Genomic DNA, 18,928 nt, shown 5'->3' on the forward strand with positions numbered 1-18,928 from the left:
CTCTTCTTCTCTCCTCTTGCTCTTATTAAGACCACGTTCTGAATTTCATTGGCGGTTCATACAACCCATCGGACCATTCGATCAAATCATCAACGGTTTGAGCTGCTAGCAATGATCGTTTGGCATCACTGCGTTTGATCCCTAAGTCTTCTGGTAATTTCACGATTCCCGCTTTGCGCAAGGCATCCAGAGAAGCTTTTGTGCTGGTCATTCCTAGTGGGGTTACACCACCGATGGCTGCGATGGCTGCTTGTTTTTCCTCTTTTGAGTTTGCTTTATAAAGATAAGCGATGCCTTCTTCTGTCACGATATGCGTCGTATCTTCACTATAGATCATAATTGGGGCATTGGCTAAACCAGCTTGCTTTTGAACAGCCAACGCATCTAACGTTTCTACAAAAACAGGTTTTTTATTGGAACCATACGTTTCAACCATTTGAACGACTAATTTTTGTCCTTTTGCTAAAGGATCTGTTTCATCCCGCAAGGATTGCCAAGCTGGAGTCGAATGCCGACGCCCCCCCGGATTATGCCCCATATTTGGTGCACCACCAAACCCAGATAAGCGGCCTTTCGTCACTGTAGAAGAATTTCCTTGATAATCTAGTTGTAAGGTCGAACCGATAAACATATCGATGGCATATTGACCTGCAGTTTGTGATAATGCTCGATTGCTGCGCATCGTGCCGTCTTTTCCGACAAAGAATACATCGGGTCGAGCGGCAATGTATTTTTCCATACCAACTTCCCCACCAAAACTGTGGATGCTTTCGACCCAACCAGATTCTATAGCTGGAATCATCGTTGGATGAGGATTCAAGACCCAGTTTTTCGCTACTTTTCCTTTGATTCCAAGCGTTTCTCCATAGGTTGGTAAAAGTAACTCGATCGCAGCGGTATTAAAACCGATCCCATGATTCAACGATTGTACTTCATGTTCTGCATAGATTCCTTTTAATGCCATCATCGCCATCAAAATTTGTAATTCCGTAATGTTTTGCGGATCTCTCGTAAAGAGGGCTTCTAATTGATACGGTTGGTCTGCTACCACGACGACATCGATCCAATCGCTGGGAATGTCGACCCGCGGCAAACGATCGACCACTTCATTAACTTGGACGATCACAATCCCATCTTTAAAGGCTGCTGCTTCGACGATCGTTGGCGTTTCTTCCGTATTGTAACCTGTATAAAGATTTCCTTGGCGATCGGCTTTGTCCGCCGCCACAAGGACCACATTCGGAATCAAGTCGATAAATAAGCGACCATATAATTCCAAATACGTATGAATGTCCCCTAATTTCATGGTTTTGTCTTCAATCATTTGGGCAACGCGCGTACTTTGTGCGCCTGCATAAGAAAAATCGATTTTCGTTGCAATGCCTTTTTCAAATATCGTCAAATGTTCTGGACGGGAGATACTCGACATGATCATATGCAAATTGTTGACTTTTTGAGCATCGACTTGTTCTAAGCTTTTTGATAGAAAGCTTGCTTGTTTTTGATTGTCGCCTTCAAGGACCACTTTGTCTCCCGGACGGATCAACTGTTCTAAGACTTCAATGATTGCTTCCGTTGGGACATATTTTCCATCGAGAAGATGCTCGATTTTTTTCATGGTTTGGGCTTTCTTTTCACGTTTACTTGCCCAGTTTCTTGCAGGTTTTTCCATTGTATTCATCTCCATTTTTGATATAGGAATAAAGCATCATCCATGCCATGTTGATCCAAATTGATCACACGGATCGCTTTGTTTTCACCAAATTTTGCTTGGATCAGTTTTGTTAAGGTATTGCCCGGAGGAAATTCAAGAGCCAAATCAAGTCCTGCTTCGTAGGCAACATCCATGATCTTGTTCCACTGCACCGGAAAAGCAATATTTTGCAGCAAATCACGACGGATCTCTTCAGGATTCATGGTCATCCGCCCATCTGTATTTTTGATGTACGGACAGATAGGCACATCAAGGGATACCGTGTTCATAAATGGCGCAAACCGTTTCACGGGTTCTGTCATCAACACACAATGGGACGGCACAGGCACTGCTAAAAGTTTGGCGGTTTGCGCATGATAGTCTTTCGCTTGAGCCAGCGTCTTGCGCAAGCCTTTGAGATGACCAGAGATCGTATGCTGCATGGGGCAATTTTCATTTGACAAATAGACGGGAGCAGCAGGATCAAATGTTTTTGCCACGAGCGCTTCTGCTTCACTTCTCGTTACACCAACAAGTACCCCCATGGCATAATCAGTCGGATAGGCTTCTTTCATCAATGTCGCCCGATGATAGACCAAGCTAGCGGCATTTTCGAAACTTAAGCTTTCACAAGCTAACGCAGCGGAAAAAGCGCCAATCGAATGCCCCGCCACAAGCTGAGGTTGCACACCAGAGGCTTTCATCTGGTCCGTGTAAAAAGCCGCTTTTACTAAAAGCGCCAACTGAATAGAGACGGTATCTTGTTCGAGATTCTCCGATAGACGGTGTAAATCAAAGCCTGTCGCCTGTTCTAGCCGATGGAAATAACTGGCAGGTACGTCTTCAAGCATCTTGCTGGTCTGACTGCCTTGTCCTGGGTATACGAAACCTGTACTCATGAAACACCTCCTAAGCAATTTCTCTTTCCTGTGTCATAATAACGGAAGTTTGTTATAATAAAAAATACCAGTTTCGTGAATATCCATAACCAAAAGGTATGGAAAGAGGAGTATCTGATGAACCTTGATCATTTACGCTACTTTAAAAAAGTAGCCGAATCGAAAAATATTACCCAATCTGCACAAGAATTATACATCTCGCAACCTGCCTTGAGCCGTGCCATGAAACACTTAGAAAGTGAACTAGGCGTTCCTTTGTTCTATCATGCCGGTCGGCATATCGAGTTGACGATGTATGCTGAAGAATTTTATCCCTATGTCGTTGAGACGTTAGCACGTTTCGACGAAGGAATGAGTGCGATCCAAGCCTTAAATGGAGAAATGGTCCCGGCAGTGACGATCTACTCTGAAGTCGCATCCGTTTCCTTGCCTAACCTGGTGGCGACATTCGTTGAAAAGCACCCTGAGATCCAACTTTCGATCAAGCAGCACGGCAGTAAGGAGACCAACAAAGAACAAGCCTTCTACATTACCTCAGAGCCAAAGAACGGCTTGACTAATCTGCCGATATTCACGGAACCCATCTTACTGGCGATCCCCCAAAAGCACCCCTTGGCAGAAAAAAAAGACTTGCAAGTTGCCGATATCCAACACGTGCCTTTGCTGATGCTGGTTGAAAACAGCCCGCTGCGCAGAACCATTGACGAAGCTTTTGAAGCCAAAAAAATCAGTTTGACTATCGGCTCAACGACGGACGATCCAGCGACGCTGCGCTCCTTTATCAATCAAGGACTAGGAATCACCTTCTTTCCTAAAATTACTTGGGGTTATGAAGATGAGGCACCTTTCGTTTTACGTGAACTAGCAGATTTCCCCTTATCAAGGACGATCTATTTGGCATCAAGCTTTACGAAAGGTCATCCCATGACAAAATTGATTGCAAAAACCTTGATTGAATTTTATCTTGGTTAAACAAAAAGAAGCGTCCACTCGCACGTTAATTGTGCAAGTGGACACTTCTTTTTGTTTCCTATTTACCCCGGTTGAATCATCGAATCGACCGTACATTCATTCACATTGATCTCTTCAATCTCTTTTGACTAGCCACAGTATTGGCTGCAGTCAAGTGAGACCCCATAAGATTTGTTACACGCCTTCAAGTACGGCTGCCTTACCATCACTTATGCGTCAGGCAATTGATCGTATTCTTCATCACTGACTGCTTCTAACCATTCTGAAGCACCAGCAGTAATCGCTACATGGGCAAACCAACTATTTTTTGCTGCACCATGCCAATGTTTGACCCCTTCCTTGATGACTACGACATCCCCAACAGTAAGTTTTTGCGGTTTCTTACCTGCTTCTTGGTACCAGCCTTCTCCTGAAGTCACCAACAACAATTGATACCCACCATCGATATGCCGATGCCAATTGTTGCGACAACCCGGTTCAAAGGTCACATTGCCAACGTTGACTGGAATCGCTGAATCAGCTACTAAAGGATTCAAGTAACTCTGACCGCTAAAATATTGCGCATAGGCATCATTTGTGTTGCCCAATAAAAAGATTCCTGCTTCTTTTGCTGCATCAGCTTTTGACATTTATTTTTCCTCCAATTCAGCTAGCTCTTCTTGATAAACCGTTTTGGCGATGTTAAAAGCAGACCAAGCTTTGGGCCAGCCAACATAGAAAGCCAGATGAGTGATTACTTCTGCAATTTCCTCTACAGTGATCCCGTTTTCCTTGCCAATCGTTAAATGGGCAGTCAACTGTTCAAAATTGCCACCGGAAATCAAGGCAGATATCGTCAATAAACTTCTCGTATGAGGAGCCAATTCTGCCTCACGTGACCAAACTTCACCAAATAACACATCATCATTCAGTTGCGCGAATTTCGGCGCAAAGTTGCCTAAGTTATCTCTTCCTGCTGTTTGTTTCTTGACCATATCGATCGACTCCTTCATCTATTTTAATGAAATGCTGATTTAACCAATTTCGAATAGCTGTATCCGCTTTCTCTATTCTTGAACCACGAACAGCTAATCCAGGATAAACAACTGCATCAGGACAAGTCTTTTTAAAGTCTTCAATGCTATTGCCGAATCCTGAGCCTTCATGAGTACAAAACGGAAATATACTCTTCCCTATCAATCGGTGATCTTTTAAAAAACTCGCTAGGATCATCGGGTATGTGCCCCACCAATTGGGAAAACCGATAAACAAGACCCGTTCTTTAAAAAACGCTGCCGATATCTCTTGATAGAAGGGGAATTCATTGGCCGCTTTTTCTTTTTTTGCTAGCTCGACCATTGCTTGATAGCTTTCAGGGTAAGGATAAGCCGGTTCAAGAGAATAAAGCGGGCATTGTAATTTATCTGCTATTTTCTCTGCTAGAACCCGCGTATTTCCCACTATCAGCTTTTTTCGCTGCCCTTCAATAAGATTCTCCCCTGCTCGTGAATACACAAGTATTGCCGGCATTTTGTCACCTCCTTGGTTTCTCTTCTTGGTATATTTAATAGTAAGGCAAAGCGGAGCCGTTGAATAATGCTTTCTATAAAAAGTCCCTATGCTTACGAAGCATAGGGAGAGGTGGAAGCCAAAAGAAGCGGATCACTCCACTTCTTTTGGCTTTTAGGATGCAATTATTCAAAAGCGTCACGAAAGCGGGCAATGAACGCCGTCACAACCGGCGACATCACACGATTTCTTTTCCACACCAAGACACAGCTGGTTTCGATTTGAGGGACTAAAGGCAAAAATTTGATCGTTTCATCCCTCCGTTCTCCGACTGCTCCGCTGATGGTCAATGCCGAACCAACATGGTTTTCTACTAAGGAAAAGACATTGAAAATCAAGTTATATGTTCCAATGATCGGTAATTCTTCTATTGGTATTTTTGACCATTGACTGAACATTTGCTGCACTTCCGGGCGCCTTGACACTAGCAATGGCACCCCTTTGATATCCTCTGGTGTAATCTCTTCTTTATGGGCGAGAAAAGAATCAGCCGATGTCAACATGCCCCAAGTTTCTTTTCTTGGTAGAACGACTTTTTCGTATTTCTCGATTTCGATGGGTTCGATCAAAATCGCCAAATCCAATAAGCCTTTCTCTAAACGCTCGTTGATATCATCTCCTGTGCCACTGTGAATATGAAAGCGGACATCTGGATAGTCACTGATAAATTCTTCCAACATCAAGGAAAGCGTGTCGGAATTATCTGCTTCCACACAGCCAATTGTGAAATGACCACTAAACAACTGTTTATTACGATCTTCAAACTCTTGCATGGTTTGATCCGTTAGACTCAATATCTCCTCGGCACGGCTTTTTAAAAAACGACCTGCTTCCGTTAAGAGCATTGTACGATTATCACGAATGAAAAGAGCCGTTCCTAATTCATCTTCTAATTCTTTTAATTGACGGCTCAATGTCGGTTGGGTGATGTGGAGCACTTCTGCAGCTTGAGAAATTGTCCCTTCCTCTGCAATCGTGAAGAAATATTTTAATAAACGAAATTCCACTAAATCGCCTCCTCTTTTTTGCAACATTTTAACTCTTAGCAATGAAAAGAATCATCCTACTTCTTGGTCTATTCATTTTTAATAATAACAAAGAATCGCTAATTCAGCGAATCATGCTAAAAAAGCGGAGAAGACTGTAGAATTTTAAGAAGATCGTTTTATGGAATGAAATGTAAAACCTGTTCGCACAAACGAACAGGTTTATCAGCTATTTATTTTATGGCATTTGACGTAGGATAAGTGGGTTTTTGTTATGCTTATTCTTACCCGAGATAGTCTAAATATCTATACAAGCTCATGTAGCAAGTTAATAATAGATCTTTTTTACAAATCAGCTGCGATGAAGATCCTTATGTTCCTTCATTGTAGCTGTGACTTCCGATTAAATTTAGTTTACCATAACAATATTATGTTTCATTTTATTTTTCAAGAAAGGTATCATCCATCTGCTGATACCTAAAGAAATAGCTAGAATCCAATTTCCGTTAGCCAATCCTGCAGGTTCGTTTCAGACGCTTCCACATTTACCCCTCTTACCCCAAATCCTGGGAGAAATTCGTAGTCTGGATATAGCAATTCCAATTCATTTTGACTATTTGTTAATCCATTACCACCGTGTGTTGCAAATGGAACGATTTGTTTGTTGCTAAAATCATTTGATTCAAGAAATGTTAAAATAGCTCTCGGTGCCCGGTTCCACCAAATAGGAAATCCAATAAAAAGAACGTCTGCATTTTCTAGTTCTTCAGTATTCTCTATCAATTCTGGTCTCGCATCCTCTTCCACCTCTACAGTGGCTGTAGCTGTATGTTCATCATAAATATTTGGATAGCCTGATACTGTCTGAATGGAGAATATTTCACCACCTGTCTCCTCTGCGATCATTTCAGCCAAAATGCGCACATCTCCTGCGAGTTCACCGTCTACTATATTAAAACTGGCTCTTGAAACAGCTTCGATCTCAGGCTCTTGTTCTAAATTCTCTGGACGTGTAAAGTATGCTATGGCAATCGTAGCTTCTACCCCTCCATTCCCTACTTGTTCACTTTCTAGACCATCAACTTCTGCTGTATTGTCAGTCGTCGCACCATTTTCTGTCTCTTCATTTTGTGATTGACCACATCCGGTGAGAAAGATCACTAAAAAAAGTATTCCATACAAAATTTTTTTCATCATATTACCCCTTTTTCTTATTATCAATCAGATTGACTTTTTAAGTATATTTCCTGAAGTGTACTTTAGGGCAATACGCTAGAAGCGTTTTTAGATTTTCTTTTACCAATTTCTCACAAAATCAACACAATGAAAAGCCGTAAAACAATTCCTGTTGTTCTACAGCTCTCCCAAGTCTCATCTCTTATTGTTCTATCTTGTTTTTCAGTGTTTAATCTGGGCCAGCGAAGGAAATTCAGAGAAGTTCAAAAGTTGTTGATTCGCCCTCAGATGAATTTTTTCCAATAAACAAAGTAAACATTCCTGGTTCGACGCCATAATTCATGTCTTTTTGATAATAATAAAGATCTTCTTTTGTTATTGTGAACTGAACGGTTTTTTCTTCATAAGCTGACAAAGAGATTTTTTGATATTTCTTTAATTCTTTCACAGGCCTAACTACCAATCCAACGTGATCTCTGATATAAAGCTGGACTGTCTCCAATCTGGAGTAAGCAGAATTGTTGCGGATCGTAATTTCAGCTTCCAACGTTTCATTCATGGTTAAATCACTCAATTTTAACGAATGGTATGATGCTTCCCCAAAACTCAACCCATAACCAAATGGAAAGAGCGGCTCGTTTGAGCAATCCAGATACTTCGAAACGAAACGTCCTGTATGTGTCTTGCTGTTCAATGGTCTTCCAGTATTGAAGTGATTGTAGTAAAGTGGCAGCTGCCCTACATCTTCTGGGAAGCTCATACTTAAACGACCAGAAGGATTGACCTTCCCAAAAAGTATATCAACGATTGCTTGTGCTCCTTCTGTACCAGGAAACCATGCCTGTAATATTGCATCCATTTGTTTTGTTTCTTCTTTTAACACCAGTGGGCGACCACTGAAATTGATCAAGATATTTTTTTTACCAAGAGCGGTCATTTTTTTAATAAAAGCTCTTTGAACAGCTGGTAAATGAAGGTCCGTTCGACTGCCAGCTTCCCCACTTTGCAAACTGTGTTCCCCCATAGCAAAAAGAATAATGTCTGCCTCAGTGCCAGATTTCAACGCTTCTTTCAGCCAAAGATCTTGCTGTGCAGCTGATGAGGAATTGCCGCTGGCAGTATAGCCAAAGTCTCCAAGTATAGAATCATCTTCTAAAAGCGGACAACCTGGTTCGTAATGAACATATTTTTCCGTAACTGCATTTTGGAGCGCCGTTTTTAATGTTGTGACATCCTCTGTTTTTCCGTGTACTGCCCATAAACCAATCATTGCTTGGTTGTCACCATAGGGACCAACGAGTAATATTTTCTCTTTGTTTGGAGTAAGAGGAAGTACCTCTTGCTTATTCTGCAATAAAACGATCGCTTCGGAGGCAACTTTTCGTGCAAGTTGCCGGTTCTCTTCGGATAAAAGTATTTGAGCCTCTACTTCTTCTGAACTGCCACGGAAAGGATCTTCAAACAGCCCTAAATCCTCTTTAAGTTTCAAGACACGATACACAGCGTCATCGATCAACCGCTGATCAATCGCACCGCTTTCCAGCAGCGGACGAAGCTCTTTCGCATAACAGCGGGTTTTCATATCGATGTCATTTGTTGCTTCGATCGCTAATTTGGCCGCTTCTCGATCATCCGCAGCAATCCCATGAGGAATCAATTCTTGAACAGCTGCATAATCCGAAATAACGACTCCGTCAAACTGCCATTCTTCTCTTAGAATTTGTTTGATCAGAAATTGATTAGCAGTAGCGGGAATACCATCATACGTGTTAAAAGAAGTCATGACTAGTTTGCATCCAGCCTCGACAGCCGCTTTATAGCCGATTAAGTAGTCTTGACGCAGTTTGCGTTCACTCATATCAACTGTATTATAATCGCGTCCGCCTTCTGCTGCTCCATAAGCAGCAAAATGTTTAACACAGGCAGCGATTCCGAACAGATCCCCCCCTTTTTCCTGCTGAATGCCTTCTACCATCGCTTTCGCAAAATCAGCATTTAGCAGCGGATCCTCTCCTGTCGACTCCAAGCATCGGCCCCAGCGAGCATCGCGTACTAAGTCGACCATCGGTGCATAAGTTACATGCGCGCCAGCCGCTCTTGCTTCTTGGGCTGCGGCTTGGTAGGCGCTTTGAATCAACGCCGGATTCCATGTTGCTCCCAATCCTAGAGGAATCGGGAAGACTGTTCGGTATCCATAAATGATATCTGCCATGAACAATAGAGGGATTTTGTGTCGGCTTTTTCTTAAGTAGTCTGTTTGAATCTTTCGAGTTACTTGAGCCCCTGTGACATTTAGTACTGAACCGACAACATCGATGGTTTGTTGTTCGATGCCAAGTTTTTGCTGAGGACCCAAAGACAAATCGCTTCCGTGAAAGAATTCTCCAGATAACTGCACCAATTGGCCGATTTTTTCATCTAAGGTCAGTTGGTTGACTAATTGTACCAGTGTTTGATTTTTCATATTATTACTCCTCGCATAGTTTTTTCTATTGATATCTTAGTTCTGGTGTGATAAAGCGAGTCTTTCCTGTAGCTGCTTCTGCAAAAACTCCTAACTGGACACCGGTAAATTTTGAGTCAGAACATTCGTTTGTAAAATGACGTACAGCGATTTGATCTTTAAACACTACAGTACTCGTTCCATCTATAATCAGCAGATTGTAGCTATTGCTGTCTCCAGATAATTTCAGGGTCAGTCTGTTTCTATCTTTTAAATTATTGGATCGATGCAGATGTAAATCGAAGATGATTTTGCTGGAAAAAAGCTCTGTTTGGTGTTTTGTTTTTCGCAATCCGAATTGGCAAAAATGCAGGTCATCCTTATAGATTGCTATGCCAAAAGTTCCCTCCTGACATTCGTCGACCATCAATGTCGTTTCAAAGCAGCAGTCAGTATCAGCTTGACTTAAGGACAAAAAGGCAATGGGCTCGTCCTTAGAAGTTCCTAAACGGGTCGGTAAGTTATCAATGACCAAATCAGTATCATACGTATAATCAATTGGCAAACGTACACTCTGCAACTTCTTGCAGAGAAAAGGTACCGGTTCATTCCGCTGCTTAACGCTCTTTGAAAAACGATCTGTTTCAACTTCAACCGATGCGTTCCCTGTCTGGTTGACAACTGGCCAACCGTCAATCCACTCTACAGGTAATAGAATCGTTTCACGACCAAGCAGGGTAAAATGACGTTTGGGCCTAGTCGCAAGAGCTGTCAGCCACCAAAAACCTTCTTTATCTTGAAAGAAATCTGCATGCCCTACGGCTTGAAGCGGCGACTTGATATCTCTATTCGAGAGAATAGGATTCATACTTGCTCCTTCATATGGACCATTGATTGATTTACTTCTTTGAATCGTTACCATATGTCCTTCTCTTGTGCCACCTTCCGCCAATATAAGATAGTACCATTCGTCTTTCTTGAAAAGATGTGGTGCTTCCGCGTCGCGTCCACCGCACCCTTGGCTGATTTCTACCGGATCTGTCAGCATTTTCCCGCTGTAAGGATCGATTTCAAATTGTAGAATGCTGTTTTTCCCTTTCATTGATGCAGCAAGTTGGAAGAAAAATCGGCCATCAATAAATGAAAGCGAGGGATCGATCCCAAAAGGACAATTGATCCAGATTGGATCAGACCAGCCATGGTCAAGGTTTTTCGTATGGCAGATGAAATTCCCTTGAGTGACATTTGTACATATCAGAAAATATGTTTCCTCAAAGAAGCGGATCGTTGGGGCAAAAAGTCCCATCGAGTTGCTGATTTCTTTCAGATTGATATGATCTGGACAATCAATCGCATACTGTTTAAATTGCCAATTGAGTAGATCCTGGCTTTTAAAAATCGGCAGACAAGGAAAATATTCGAAACTTGAACAGACTAAATAGTAGGATTTTCCATCGAAACAAATACTCGGATCAGGATGAAATCCTTTGATAACCGGATTGGTATACTTCATTGTGCTCCTCTTTTCTCTTTGTATTGCCACATAGAAAAAAGAAAGCGACACTAGCCGCTTTCTTTTTCGGGTTTACACTTGCTCCTTCAATGCGGCTTGTTCCAATTGATAGGTTTCTTTATCCAGATTTCGAAACCACGGATACCATAGTATTGGGGACAAAATCAGTTGAATGAACAACTGTAAGATGATAATCGACAGTTTCCCTTGAACAGCAGCATGGAACCCAATTGGTAAACCGAAAATGGCAGTAACACCAGTAAAACGAGCGACAAATCCAAAATGTGTTAAAACATAAGCTAAAATTAAAGCAATGCTATTATTGGTAATGAATGGTACCGCTAATTTAAAGTTTAATACCAAAGGCGTACCAAAAATCAATGGTTCAGTGATTCCGAAAAGAGCTGGAACAATTGCGACTTTCCCTGTTTCTCGATACTGCTTGCTTTTCGCTCGCAGCATTAATAATGCTAATCCTAAGCCCATACCGCTCCAAGTTATGATCATAAAGAATGCATAGCCAGTAATGTTTGGCGGTGTTTGGCCTGCCGCAACAGCGTTTAAGTTCTCGACGTCCATTGCCATCCACAGGGCTTGAACGATCGGCATAACGACATTTGTTCCATGAATACCGAAAAACCACAAAACCTGTTGAATCAGTGAGATCAGAATGACTGCACTGATTGATCCTCCGATCCCTTGAAGCGGTTCTTGTATGATACTGTAAACAAACTGATGCATGTTGCCGAAGCTGGTTGCTTCAAAGAGTGAATTTAGTGCAATGAAGAGCACACTGATAAGAATCGTAGGTAAAATTGATTCAAACACTTTTGTTACCATAGGAGGTACACCTGCTGGCATTTTGATTGTCCAACCTTTGTCTTTCAGCCAAATATATACCCTTCCACTTACCAAACCAACGATCATTGCGGAAAATACTCCTTGTGCACTTAGCCAAGTAGCTGGAATTGCGCTGACTTCATCCGTCGTTGTACCTAGAGGGGTAATGATAAAGAAACTAAGCAATGCGATAATAGCAGCAGAAATACCATCTTCTGTCGGACGTAGATTTTTCACTAAATGATAAGCCATTAATACCACGACATAAACAGCCATCGAGCCAATAGTTATTTGATTTAGTTTGCTAAAAACATTTGCGAAACCAGCTAAAAATGAAAGTGCTGGAAGACTATTAGGTAATACTAGAAGTAAAACAGCGATCGAGCCGATCAAAATAGGACCTAGTGTCCCCATCATCGCCCCGGAGATCGATTTTAAATAAGCATTGTTGCCTAATTTGTCAAAAAAAGGACTTAATTTATCGAAATGACCTGTGATTTTTTCTTTCATAATATTTCCTTCCAATCATTTATTGTTGATTTGATAGCGCCTTCAATTTCAACTTGTTATCAATATAACAGACTCTTTAGCGAAAGCGAATATCAATTCCTGACTTGTTTTTGACAAAAACACAGATTTGACTAGTTGATTCTTGATTGTTAAAATCGATAAAAAAGGAGCGCAACGATGGACCATTTATCCCTAGACAGGCTGATCCGTAAGGTTTCTAATCATGAAAAGGCGTATCGAAACGGAAATTTGAAACCTGATTATTCCGACTATAAAAAAGTAGTTGTCAATGGTCAAGAAGTTCTTTGCATGGAACTGACAAATTCACAGATGATTACGCAAGAACAGCCTTTTTTTATAAAACGGCATTCTCGTTTTCAAAATTATCCGATTCACTGCCATGATTGGATCGAGTTTAATTATATGTATGCTGGAAAATGTCAGCAGATCATTAACAATGAGCCACATTTTCTGTATGAAGGGCAAATTTTGCTGATGGATGCAAACACTGTTCACAAGATTGAACCGCTTGGCGAAAATGATATTCTCATTAATTTGATTATTCCCAAGTACTATTTAACTGCAAATTTCTTCAACCGTTTTTCCTCGGACAGCGTTTTGACTTCATTTTTTATTGAAGCCATCACTCATGGAATGAAACATGATCGATTTATTCATTTTGCTTCAGAAACAAGGACACGTCTACAGTTCTTTTTTAAAGAGTTGTTATGCGAATGGTTCGATCGTTCAACAGCATATACCGACATTTGTGAAGGGTTGTTGAGTTTGATCATTTCGGATCTTGTGAATATCTATCAAGACTCTTATACGGATCGTTCTGATCGATATCGAAAGAGCCCGATTGTTCCAATTTTGAAATACATTGAGAAAAATTATGCAAATGTGACTTTGACAGAATTATCGAAACAATTCAACCTTAATCCTAATTATCTGTCCAATCTTTTAAAAAAACACACCGGCTATTCTTACAAAAAACTTGTAATCAATCAACGTATCTTGGCAGCTGATCGTTTTTTACTTTCAACTGACATGGATATCGTTGATATTTCGCAACAAGTCGGATTTGAGAATATTAATTTCTTTTACCAAAAATTTAAAGAAACATATGGCATTACTCCTGGTACAAGAAGAAAGCTTCATTTTTGAATAAATCATAAAGTTGATTTACCACTAAGGCTCTCCAATCTTTTTTTTAATTATCTTTCCATATAAAATTTCTAAGGCTTATTAAAAGAGTTTGAAAGAAAGTTGTAAACAATAATTTATTAACGACTTTTCCATTTATCTTTCGATTTTCCTCAAATATGTGGCGAAAAAGTCAACGCATTTATGTTAAAAAACGTTAGACAAGCAAAAATAAAATAGAAGCGCGTAAGATGGATTTTAAAAGGATCATTATATGATAAACTATTCCTAAATAGTATAGGAGTGATTGAATGAACGTTTTTTTCAGACCACCAAAAGAAGATGATATTGATCAAATCATGCAGATTGAAAATGCAGGATTTACAGCGGATGAAGCAGCATCCAAATCTGCGATGATGGATCGTATACTTACAATAAGTGACAGTTTTATTGTTGCAGTAAATGAAAAGGATTATCCGATCGGCTACGTTGTAGGACCCATTATTTCTAAACGTTATCTCTCTGACGATCTTTTTGAAAGTACTCGTCCTAATCAGCCTTTTGGTGGCTACCAAAGTATTCTTAGCTTAGCTGTCGCTCCTGATTATAGAAACTGCCAAATTGGTAACAAACTACTGTCAGCCCTTGAAGAAAAATGTCGTCTTCAAAACAGAAAAGGAATCACCTTAACTTGTTTAGAATCATTGGTTCCATATTACAAAAAGCATGGCTATCAACTAGAAGGACTGTCAGAATCACAACATGCAGGTGTTGCTTGGTATAATATGGTGCTAGAATTGGCCAACACGCCTAATGAATTCTAATAAAAAACTGCATACTAGATGAAACGCCATTCAAAAGTAAGATATTAAGTCTAACTTTTGAATGGCGTTTCATCTCAAATTAATATTATTTACGAACTTTTCTAAAACTTACTCTGATTTTTCTTGCTAACTTTTCATCCGTCAACGCTTTTTTAGTATTTGAAAGCAACATAACTCTTGATTCAGTGGAGTCCATAATATATTTTCTCTCCCACTGGTCTTGATCTGGACCATCGCCAATGATGCGAATGTAAGACAACAGACTTTTAATCATCTCTTTTGTCAATGTTAGGTTGGTATAGCCATCGTTTTCATAAAAATCATACCATGTATCACTTGGATTTTCTTTCAGTATTTGAATTAGTTGATGGATTTCTTCTAACGCATCGAAAACTTTTACAAATACAAAAACCATTTCTTCCCGATCAATCATCTGATAAGCGTCTAACAAACGGAGCAGTGCTTTTAATGTTTTGCATTGAACGGCTACTGAGAGGTAAATATCATTAAAAAAGCGAGCATTTTCCGGATTTTTATCCTGAAGGGATAATGTAATCTGCTGGCATCTCAGCAATAGATTCTCCCAGGCTACTATCTTTTCTCCTACCATAGAGAAAATTTCTGTGACTTGCTCCTTGATTTTCCGATCACCCGTCAACCATTCTAACCTCGGAATTTTTGTTTCTTGCTTGAGCCAGGATTGAATAATTTTTCGAATCAAATAACAGGCAAACTCGTCCCCAGCGGTTTGATCCTCATGTGTTCCATAGCGAATAACCGCTTCAAAGTAAGCTTCATAGACAGCTTGGATCTCTTCTTGCTGATTTTGATAATATTGTGTTACATGCTCTGAAATTATCTCTTGATTGGTTCGTAACTGATAATCTGCTCGCCAGAAATTCGCTATTTCTTGTAAGAACAAAATATGCGGTTTTATGTTGCCTGTATTGACTAAGACAAACTTATCCATCTTGACTTCTCTAACAGCCATTAGCTCTCTAGAAACAAATTCTGGGCTATTAGGCAAGATCGTCAAGAAATTAGATGCTTGTAAATCATGAAAGGCAACGTGATAATAGATTCCTCTTGATTGATTTGGTTTTGGTGTGTTTGTTAACACCTCATCTCGTGGATCGTGATTCCCTTGTCTACGAGAAACCATTTTGCCATAACCATTATCCGCCCAAATCTCAATCACATCATCTGGAAGCTCAAGTAAGCCAAGATTAAATAATTCCGTCATCTCCCCATAAATGTTCATTGAACATACTGCATGAGGATCGACTTCTTTAACCATATGATATTGCAGATGGACGATTTCGTTGATCACTGCTGCTTTTTCCGCTGCTGACCACTGTCGATCAAGATCTTCTGACCAAAAAGGACAATCCCCTTGTCCACGAAAACCGAGTGTGTAAATAACCTTGGTACCTTTTTGCTCGTGTAAGGCTTTTTTCCATAATTCCTGAAACAACACAAAATGTTCCTCGTATGAAGCCTTCAAACTGGGATACCTTCTAGCAAACATCTCAGCGCCTAGTGGCTCGGCATGATGATGTGTATAGATCAACCCCATCGCTTGCGCACTTTCTCGATGTCTATGACTGTTCTTATCTGTTCCAGGGATGATGACATTTCCGCCTAAACGTAACAATGTTTCATAAATACGTTCCCATACATATTCATTTGAACCATTATCTTCCCATTGATCCAGCAGCAACTCATCATTAACGAACCAGCCCCGATAGTCCGTTGCAAAATCAGGCAATGTTAAGTCAAAACCTGTCCATTCAATAAATGGCTTTTTTATTGGGGGAATCTCCATGAAATACCAAAAGGGTTGAACACCTAAAATTTTATGAGAGATTTCAAGAACCCCATACATTAATCCTAACGGTGTTTCAGCACACACTTTTACTTTATCTGGCGATACGAAAAGTATATGAAAAGCATCCGTTTCATTTTTTTCATCAAGTAAAACCAATTCAATTTCATTTGCCTTCTTTGTGTCTGCCACAACGGTTAAAATGTCACGCTGCAATATCTCGCAAGCATGCCCAATCACTTCATTTTCCAGCTGTTTTGACGTGACAGAAGTATTTTTAGAAATGAAAAATGTTGTTTCCATGTAATCACCCGTTTCATCTATATAGTTTATTATTTTATCTTCAATAAAGAACTTTCTACTATGTTGTAAAAGGCAATCGAATTGCTTATCAGCCATAAATCTCTCGTCACTATTTTCTGCAAAGATATTTTCAAATGGTCTAAACGTTTTGTTAACTGTTTACTTTGATACCGCTCATAAATTTAGAATAAGCGAAAAGCTTGTCTAAAGAAATAGAGAAAGTCGATGAAAAAAACGAAAAAACAGACTTTCTTTGTGTTTTTTGATTTTTCCTCGTCTCCCTTTAACTAAGGTTTTATCTTGTCGTTGTAGAACATGATCTTTTATGCCTATTCAGCTTGTCGTGTTTAATCATATGTACAGCAAACAAGCCCACACTCATAAGAGCATGGGCTTAGTGAGATCATCGTCAATTCTAAATCTTCAATTAAAATCTGGCTTTTATCAATTCAGATTTCAATTGCTGAATAATGAAGACAATTTCTTATTTTTCTTCAATTACATATACTTCTCAACTTCATTAATTTCTTTTTGTAGTGCTTTTTCATCGTACTTTTCATACTTACCGGCTTCGTGTGCGATCTTTTTGATTTCGTGAATCGCTTTTTTCTCAACGATCCATTTCTTCATACTATGTTTTTTTGCGTCAGCATCTAGTGTGTCTAATTCAGCTAAATTCTCATCTAACTTATCAAGAACCTCGGCAATCTTTACCAATGCTTTTGCTTCCTTTTCTTCATAGTTTGTCATAGATATCACTCCTTAAGTATTTGATATATTTATCTTACTGCTGTAATTAAATATTTTCAAATTAAATGTACTGTTTATCACAAAGTTTTATCTGATTCTCACTGAAGAAACAGAAAACATTAGATTCTTGCAATATTCTACTCATTTTTATACTTATTTTTATCCTTAATGATTTATCATAAGAAAAGTATCGATTATATAAAAAGATAATTTAGTGAATCAGCAAACATTCGGTGTATCTTTTATGATAAAGTCATTTAGCTTTTTTACTTTCTTATGGTTGCAGCAAAATTTTTCCGACACTTTTTCCAGATTCTAAATAATCATGGGCAGCTTTTCCGTCAGCTAAGGAAAAAAAGGTTGGTTGACTGATTTTCATTTGATCCTTGCTAAAGTAAGTAAACAGTCGGGTGCTTCTTCTCTCCCGCTCTTGAAAACTTGTCAAGTAATCCCACAGATCCCCTGTCAAAATACTTTTTGATTTTGATAACAAGGGAATAAAGTCGATCGCTGGCGGATTTCCGCCGGCCATGCCAAAAAAGATAACCTTCCCTCTATTTTTGAGCAAGTCGACACTTTCGGCTAATGTATGCCCAATGCCATCATAAACGGTATCAAAGAAAGAAGTATAGGTTTCTTGCCATTCTGTATTTCTTAAAAAGACTTGTTTTGCTCCTTGGTCTAAAGCCAGTTGTCGCTTTTCTTCCGTGGAAGTGACGCCATAAACTTCTAGACCATCTGCGGTTAATAGTTGCGATAAAATTTGTCCAACACCACCACTTATCCCATGGACGAAGACCTTACTATTATTCACATTATTGCCAAGATCATGAGCTAAAAAATCAGCTGTCAACCCTTGCAGACCAATACTGGCTGCTAATTTAGATGGTATACCTGATGGAATATGGATGGCATTTTCCTCAGGAACAGCCACCAATTCTGCATTAGCAAAAGGAACATCCACAAAAAGAATCGTTTCCCCTAGCTGAAACTTAGAGACTGATCTTCCTTTTTGAACAATCCTCCCTACACCTTCATAGCCATTAATAAGAGGGTCTCGGGATTCAATATGATAGCTGCCCTTTCTTCGATAAATATCTGCATAATTTAACCCAATATACATCATTTCTACCAATAGTTCATTTTCATGAATAGTGGGATCAGGCAATTCACCATAAGTTAACACATCTGAATCGCCAAATTCTTTAAAGTACAATGCCTTCATGCACAAAACATCTCCTATCTTTTGCCAATCAAAATCGTGTGATTTTCTTTATGAAACCAAAGCTCTATCACTTAGCCAACTATCATTAGATTGAAATCATATAAAAATAAATAATTTAAGTTCTTTTGGTCATTTTTTACTATAAAAAAAGCACCTTCTCACGAAGGTACTTTCATTCTATTCTTCTAGATGAGATTCGTCAAAGTAGATTATTCGTTCAGATCCTCCTTATCAATTCCGGTTATGTCTAACCCACCTTATTCCTAGATAAATCA

General features: G+C 39.6%; 16 protein-coding genes. 3 read left to right on the forward strand and 13 right to left on the reverse strand.

Translation table 11 applies throughout. The features are described 5' to 3' along the window. Positions 1-25: 25 nt before the first annotated feature. A complete protein-coding gene (gene mdcA / locus IGJ26_RS08545) occupies positions 26-1,672 on the reverse strand; it encodes a malonate decarboxylase subunit alpha (protein WP_430599528.1) in 1,647 nt (548 codons plus the stop codon). A 5-nt stretch (positions 1,673-1,677) separates the two neighbouring features. Then, positions 1,678-2,592, reverse strand: coding sequence for an ACP S-malonyltransferase (locus IGJ26_RS08550; protein ID WP_430599529.1), 915 nt, complete (start codon positions 2,590-2,592; stop codon positions 1,678-1,680). A 117-nt stretch (positions 2,593-2,709) separates the two neighbouring features. On the opposite strand from IGJ26_RS08550, the gene IGJ26_RS08555 reads away from it, so the two are divergent. Beyond that, positions 2,710-3,564, forward strand: coding sequence for a LysR family transcriptional regulator (locus IGJ26_RS08555; protein ID WP_034872658.1), 855 nt, complete (start codon positions 2,710-2,712; stop codon positions 3,562-3,564). Positions 3,565-3,773: 209 nt separating this feature from the next. On the opposite strand, the gene IGJ26_RS08560 is transcribed toward IGJ26_RS08555, so the two are convergent. From IGJ26_RS08560 to IGJ26_RS08595, 8 genes are all read right to left on the reverse strand, one after another. Beyond that, complete coding sequence (locus tag IGJ26_RS08560) at positions 3,774-4,193, reverse strand: cupin domain-containing protein (protein WP_008379994.1); 420 nt, start codon at positions 4,191-4,193, stop codon at positions 3,774-3,776. After that, complete coding sequence (locus tag IGJ26_RS08565; protein WP_016611809.1) at positions 4,194-4,538, reverse strand: carboxymuconolactone decarboxylase family protein; 345 nt, start codon at positions 4,536-4,538, stop codon at positions 4,194-4,196. Further along, positions 4,507-5,073: a flavodoxin gene (locus tag IGJ26_RS08570; RefSeq protein ID WP_430599530.1), complete on the reverse strand. Its 567-nt coding sequence runs from the start codon at positions 5,071-5,073 to the stop codon at positions 4,507-4,509. Before IGJ26_RS08570 ends, IGJ26_RS08565 begins: the two co-directional genes overlap by 32 nt. A gap of 164 nt (positions 5,074-5,237) precedes the next feature. Beyond that, positions 5,238-6,119, reverse strand: a complete 882-nt coding sequence (locus tag IGJ26_RS08575; protein ID WP_430599531.1) for a LysR family transcriptional regulator — start codon at positions 6,117-6,119, stop codon at positions 5,238-5,240. A gap of 468 nt (positions 6,120-6,587) precedes the next feature. After that, positions 6,588-7,292: a flavodoxin gene (locus tag IGJ26_RS08580; RefSeq protein WP_430599532.1), complete on the reverse strand. Its 705-nt coding sequence runs from the start codon at positions 7,290-7,292 to the stop codon at positions 6,588-6,590. 235 nt (positions 7,293-7,527) lie between these two features. Beyond that, entirely contained in the window at positions 7,528-9,771 is a 2,244-nt protein-coding gene (bglX, locus tag IGJ26_RS08585; protein ID WP_430600008.1) for a beta-glucosidase BglX, read from the reverse strand. Then, the gene (locus IGJ26_RS08590) at positions 9,764-11,230 is read right to left on the reverse strand and encodes a glycoside hydrolase family 43 protein (protein WP_061054200.1); all 1,467 of its coding nucleotides are present in this window, start codon (positions 11,228-11,230) and stop codon (positions 9,764-9,766) included. The genes bglX and IGJ26_RS08590 overlap by 8 nt, the downstream gene beginning before the upstream one ends. Before the next feature lie 72 nt (positions 11,231-11,302). Further along, the gene (locus tag IGJ26_RS08595; RefSeq protein WP_430599533.1) at positions 11,303-12,580 is read right to left on the reverse strand and encodes a PTS sugar transporter subunit IIC; all 1,278 of its coding nucleotides are present in this window, start codon (positions 12,578-12,580) and stop codon (positions 11,303-11,305) included. A 177-nt stretch (positions 12,581-12,757) separates the two neighbouring features. Between IGJ26_RS08595 and IGJ26_RS08600 the strand changes: the two genes are divergently transcribed. Next, positions 12,758-13,747, forward strand: a complete 990-nt coding sequence (locus tag IGJ26_RS08600) for an AraC family transcriptional regulator (protein WP_008380012.1) — start codon at positions 12,758-12,760, stop codon at positions 13,745-13,747. A 290-nt stretch (positions 13,748-14,037) separates the two neighbouring features. Continuing rightward, entirely contained in the window at positions 14,038-14,550 is a 513-nt protein-coding gene (locus IGJ26_RS08605; RefSeq protein ID WP_061054201.1) for a GNAT family N-acetyltransferase, read from the forward strand. 85 nt (positions 14,551-14,635) lie between these two features. Here IGJ26_RS08605 and IGJ26_RS08610 read toward each other — a convergent pair whose 3' ends face one another. The 3 genes from IGJ26_RS08610 to IGJ26_RS08620 all read right to left on the reverse strand — a co-directional run bounded on the left by IGJ26_RS08610 (position 14,636) and on the right by IGJ26_RS08620 (position 18,653). After that, entirely contained in the window at positions 14,636-16,678 is a 2,043-nt protein-coding gene (locus IGJ26_RS08610) for a glycosyl hydrolase 115 family protein (protein ID WP_430600009.1), read from the reverse strand. Positions 16,679-17,176: 498 nt separating this feature from the next. Further along, positions 17,177-17,428 (reverse strand): hypothetical protein, encoded by a 252-nt coding sequence (locus tag IGJ26_RS08615; RefSeq protein ID WP_008380019.1) that lies wholly within the window; start codon positions 17,426-17,428, stop codon positions 17,177-17,179. A 274-nt stretch (positions 17,429-17,702) separates the two neighbouring features. Further along, positions 17,703-18,653 (reverse strand): zinc-binding dehydrogenase, encoded by a 951-nt coding sequence (locus IGJ26_RS08620; RefSeq protein ID WP_430599535.1) that lies wholly within the window; start codon positions 18,651-18,653, stop codon positions 17,703-17,705. Positions 18,654-18,928 lie beyond the last annotated feature (275 nt).

The sequence above is a fragment of the Enterococcus sp. AZ095a genome, from assembly GCF_050546735.1.
GTDB classification, from domain to species: Bacteria; Bacillota; Bacilli; order Lactobacillales; family Enterococcaceae; genus Enterococcus_D; species Enterococcus_D entomosocium.

Excerpts from the sequence above, each read along its gene's own strand:
- mdcA (WP_430599528.1), bottom strand. The coding sequence starts at position 1,672 with ATGGAAAAACCTGCAAGAAACTGGGCAAGTAAACGTGAAAAGAAAGCC.
- IGJ26_RS08550 (WP_430599529.1), bottom strand. The coding sequence starts at position 2,592 with ATGAGTACAGGTTTCGTATACCCAGGACAAGGCAGTCAGACCAGCAAG.
- IGJ26_RS08555 (WP_034872658.1), top strand. The coding sequence starts at position 2,710 with ATGAACCTTGATCATTTACGCTACTTTAAAAAAGTAGCCGAATCGAAA.
- IGJ26_RS08560 (WP_008379994.1), bottom strand. The coding sequence starts at position 4,193 with ATGTCAAAAGCTGATGCAGCAAAAGAAGCAGGAATCTTTTTATTGGGC.
- IGJ26_RS08565 (WP_016611809.1), bottom strand. The coding sequence starts at position 4,538 with ATGGTCAAGAAACAAACAGCAGGAAGAGATAACTTAGGCAACTTTGCG.
- IGJ26_RS08570 (WP_430599530.1), bottom strand. The coding sequence starts at position 5,073 with ATGCCGGCAATACTTGTGTATTCACGAGCAGGGGAGAATCTTATTGAA.
- IGJ26_RS08580 (WP_430599532.1), bottom strand. The coding sequence starts at position 7,292 with ATGAAAAAAATTTTGTATGGAATACTTTTTTTAGTGATCTTTCTCACC.
- IGJ26_RS08590 (WP_061054200.1), bottom strand. The coding sequence starts at position 11,230 with ATGAAGTATACCAATCCGGTTATCAAAGGATTTCATCCTGATCCGAGT.
- IGJ26_RS08595 (WP_430599533.1), bottom strand. The coding sequence starts at position 12,580 with ATGAAAGAAAAAATCACAGGTCATTTCGATAAATTAAGTCCTTTTTTT.
- IGJ26_RS08600 (WP_008380012.1), top strand. The coding sequence starts at position 12,758 with ATGGACCATTTATCCCTAGACAGGCTGATCCGTAAGGTTTCTAATCAT.
- IGJ26_RS08605 (WP_061054201.1), top strand. The coding sequence starts at position 14,038 with ATGAACGTTTTTTTCAGACCACCAAAAGAAGATGATATTGATCAAATC.
- IGJ26_RS08610 (WP_430600009.1), bottom strand. The coding sequence starts at position 16,678 with ATGGAAACAACATTTTTCATTTCTAAAAATACTTCTGTCACGTCAAAA.
- IGJ26_RS08615 (WP_008380019.1), bottom strand. The coding sequence starts at position 17,428 with ATGACAAACTATGAAGAAAAGGAAGCAAAAGCATTGGTAAAGATTGCC.
- IGJ26_RS08620 (WP_430599535.1), bottom strand. The coding sequence starts at position 18,653 with ATGAAGGCATTGTACTTTAAAGAATTTGGCGATTCAGATGTGTTAACT.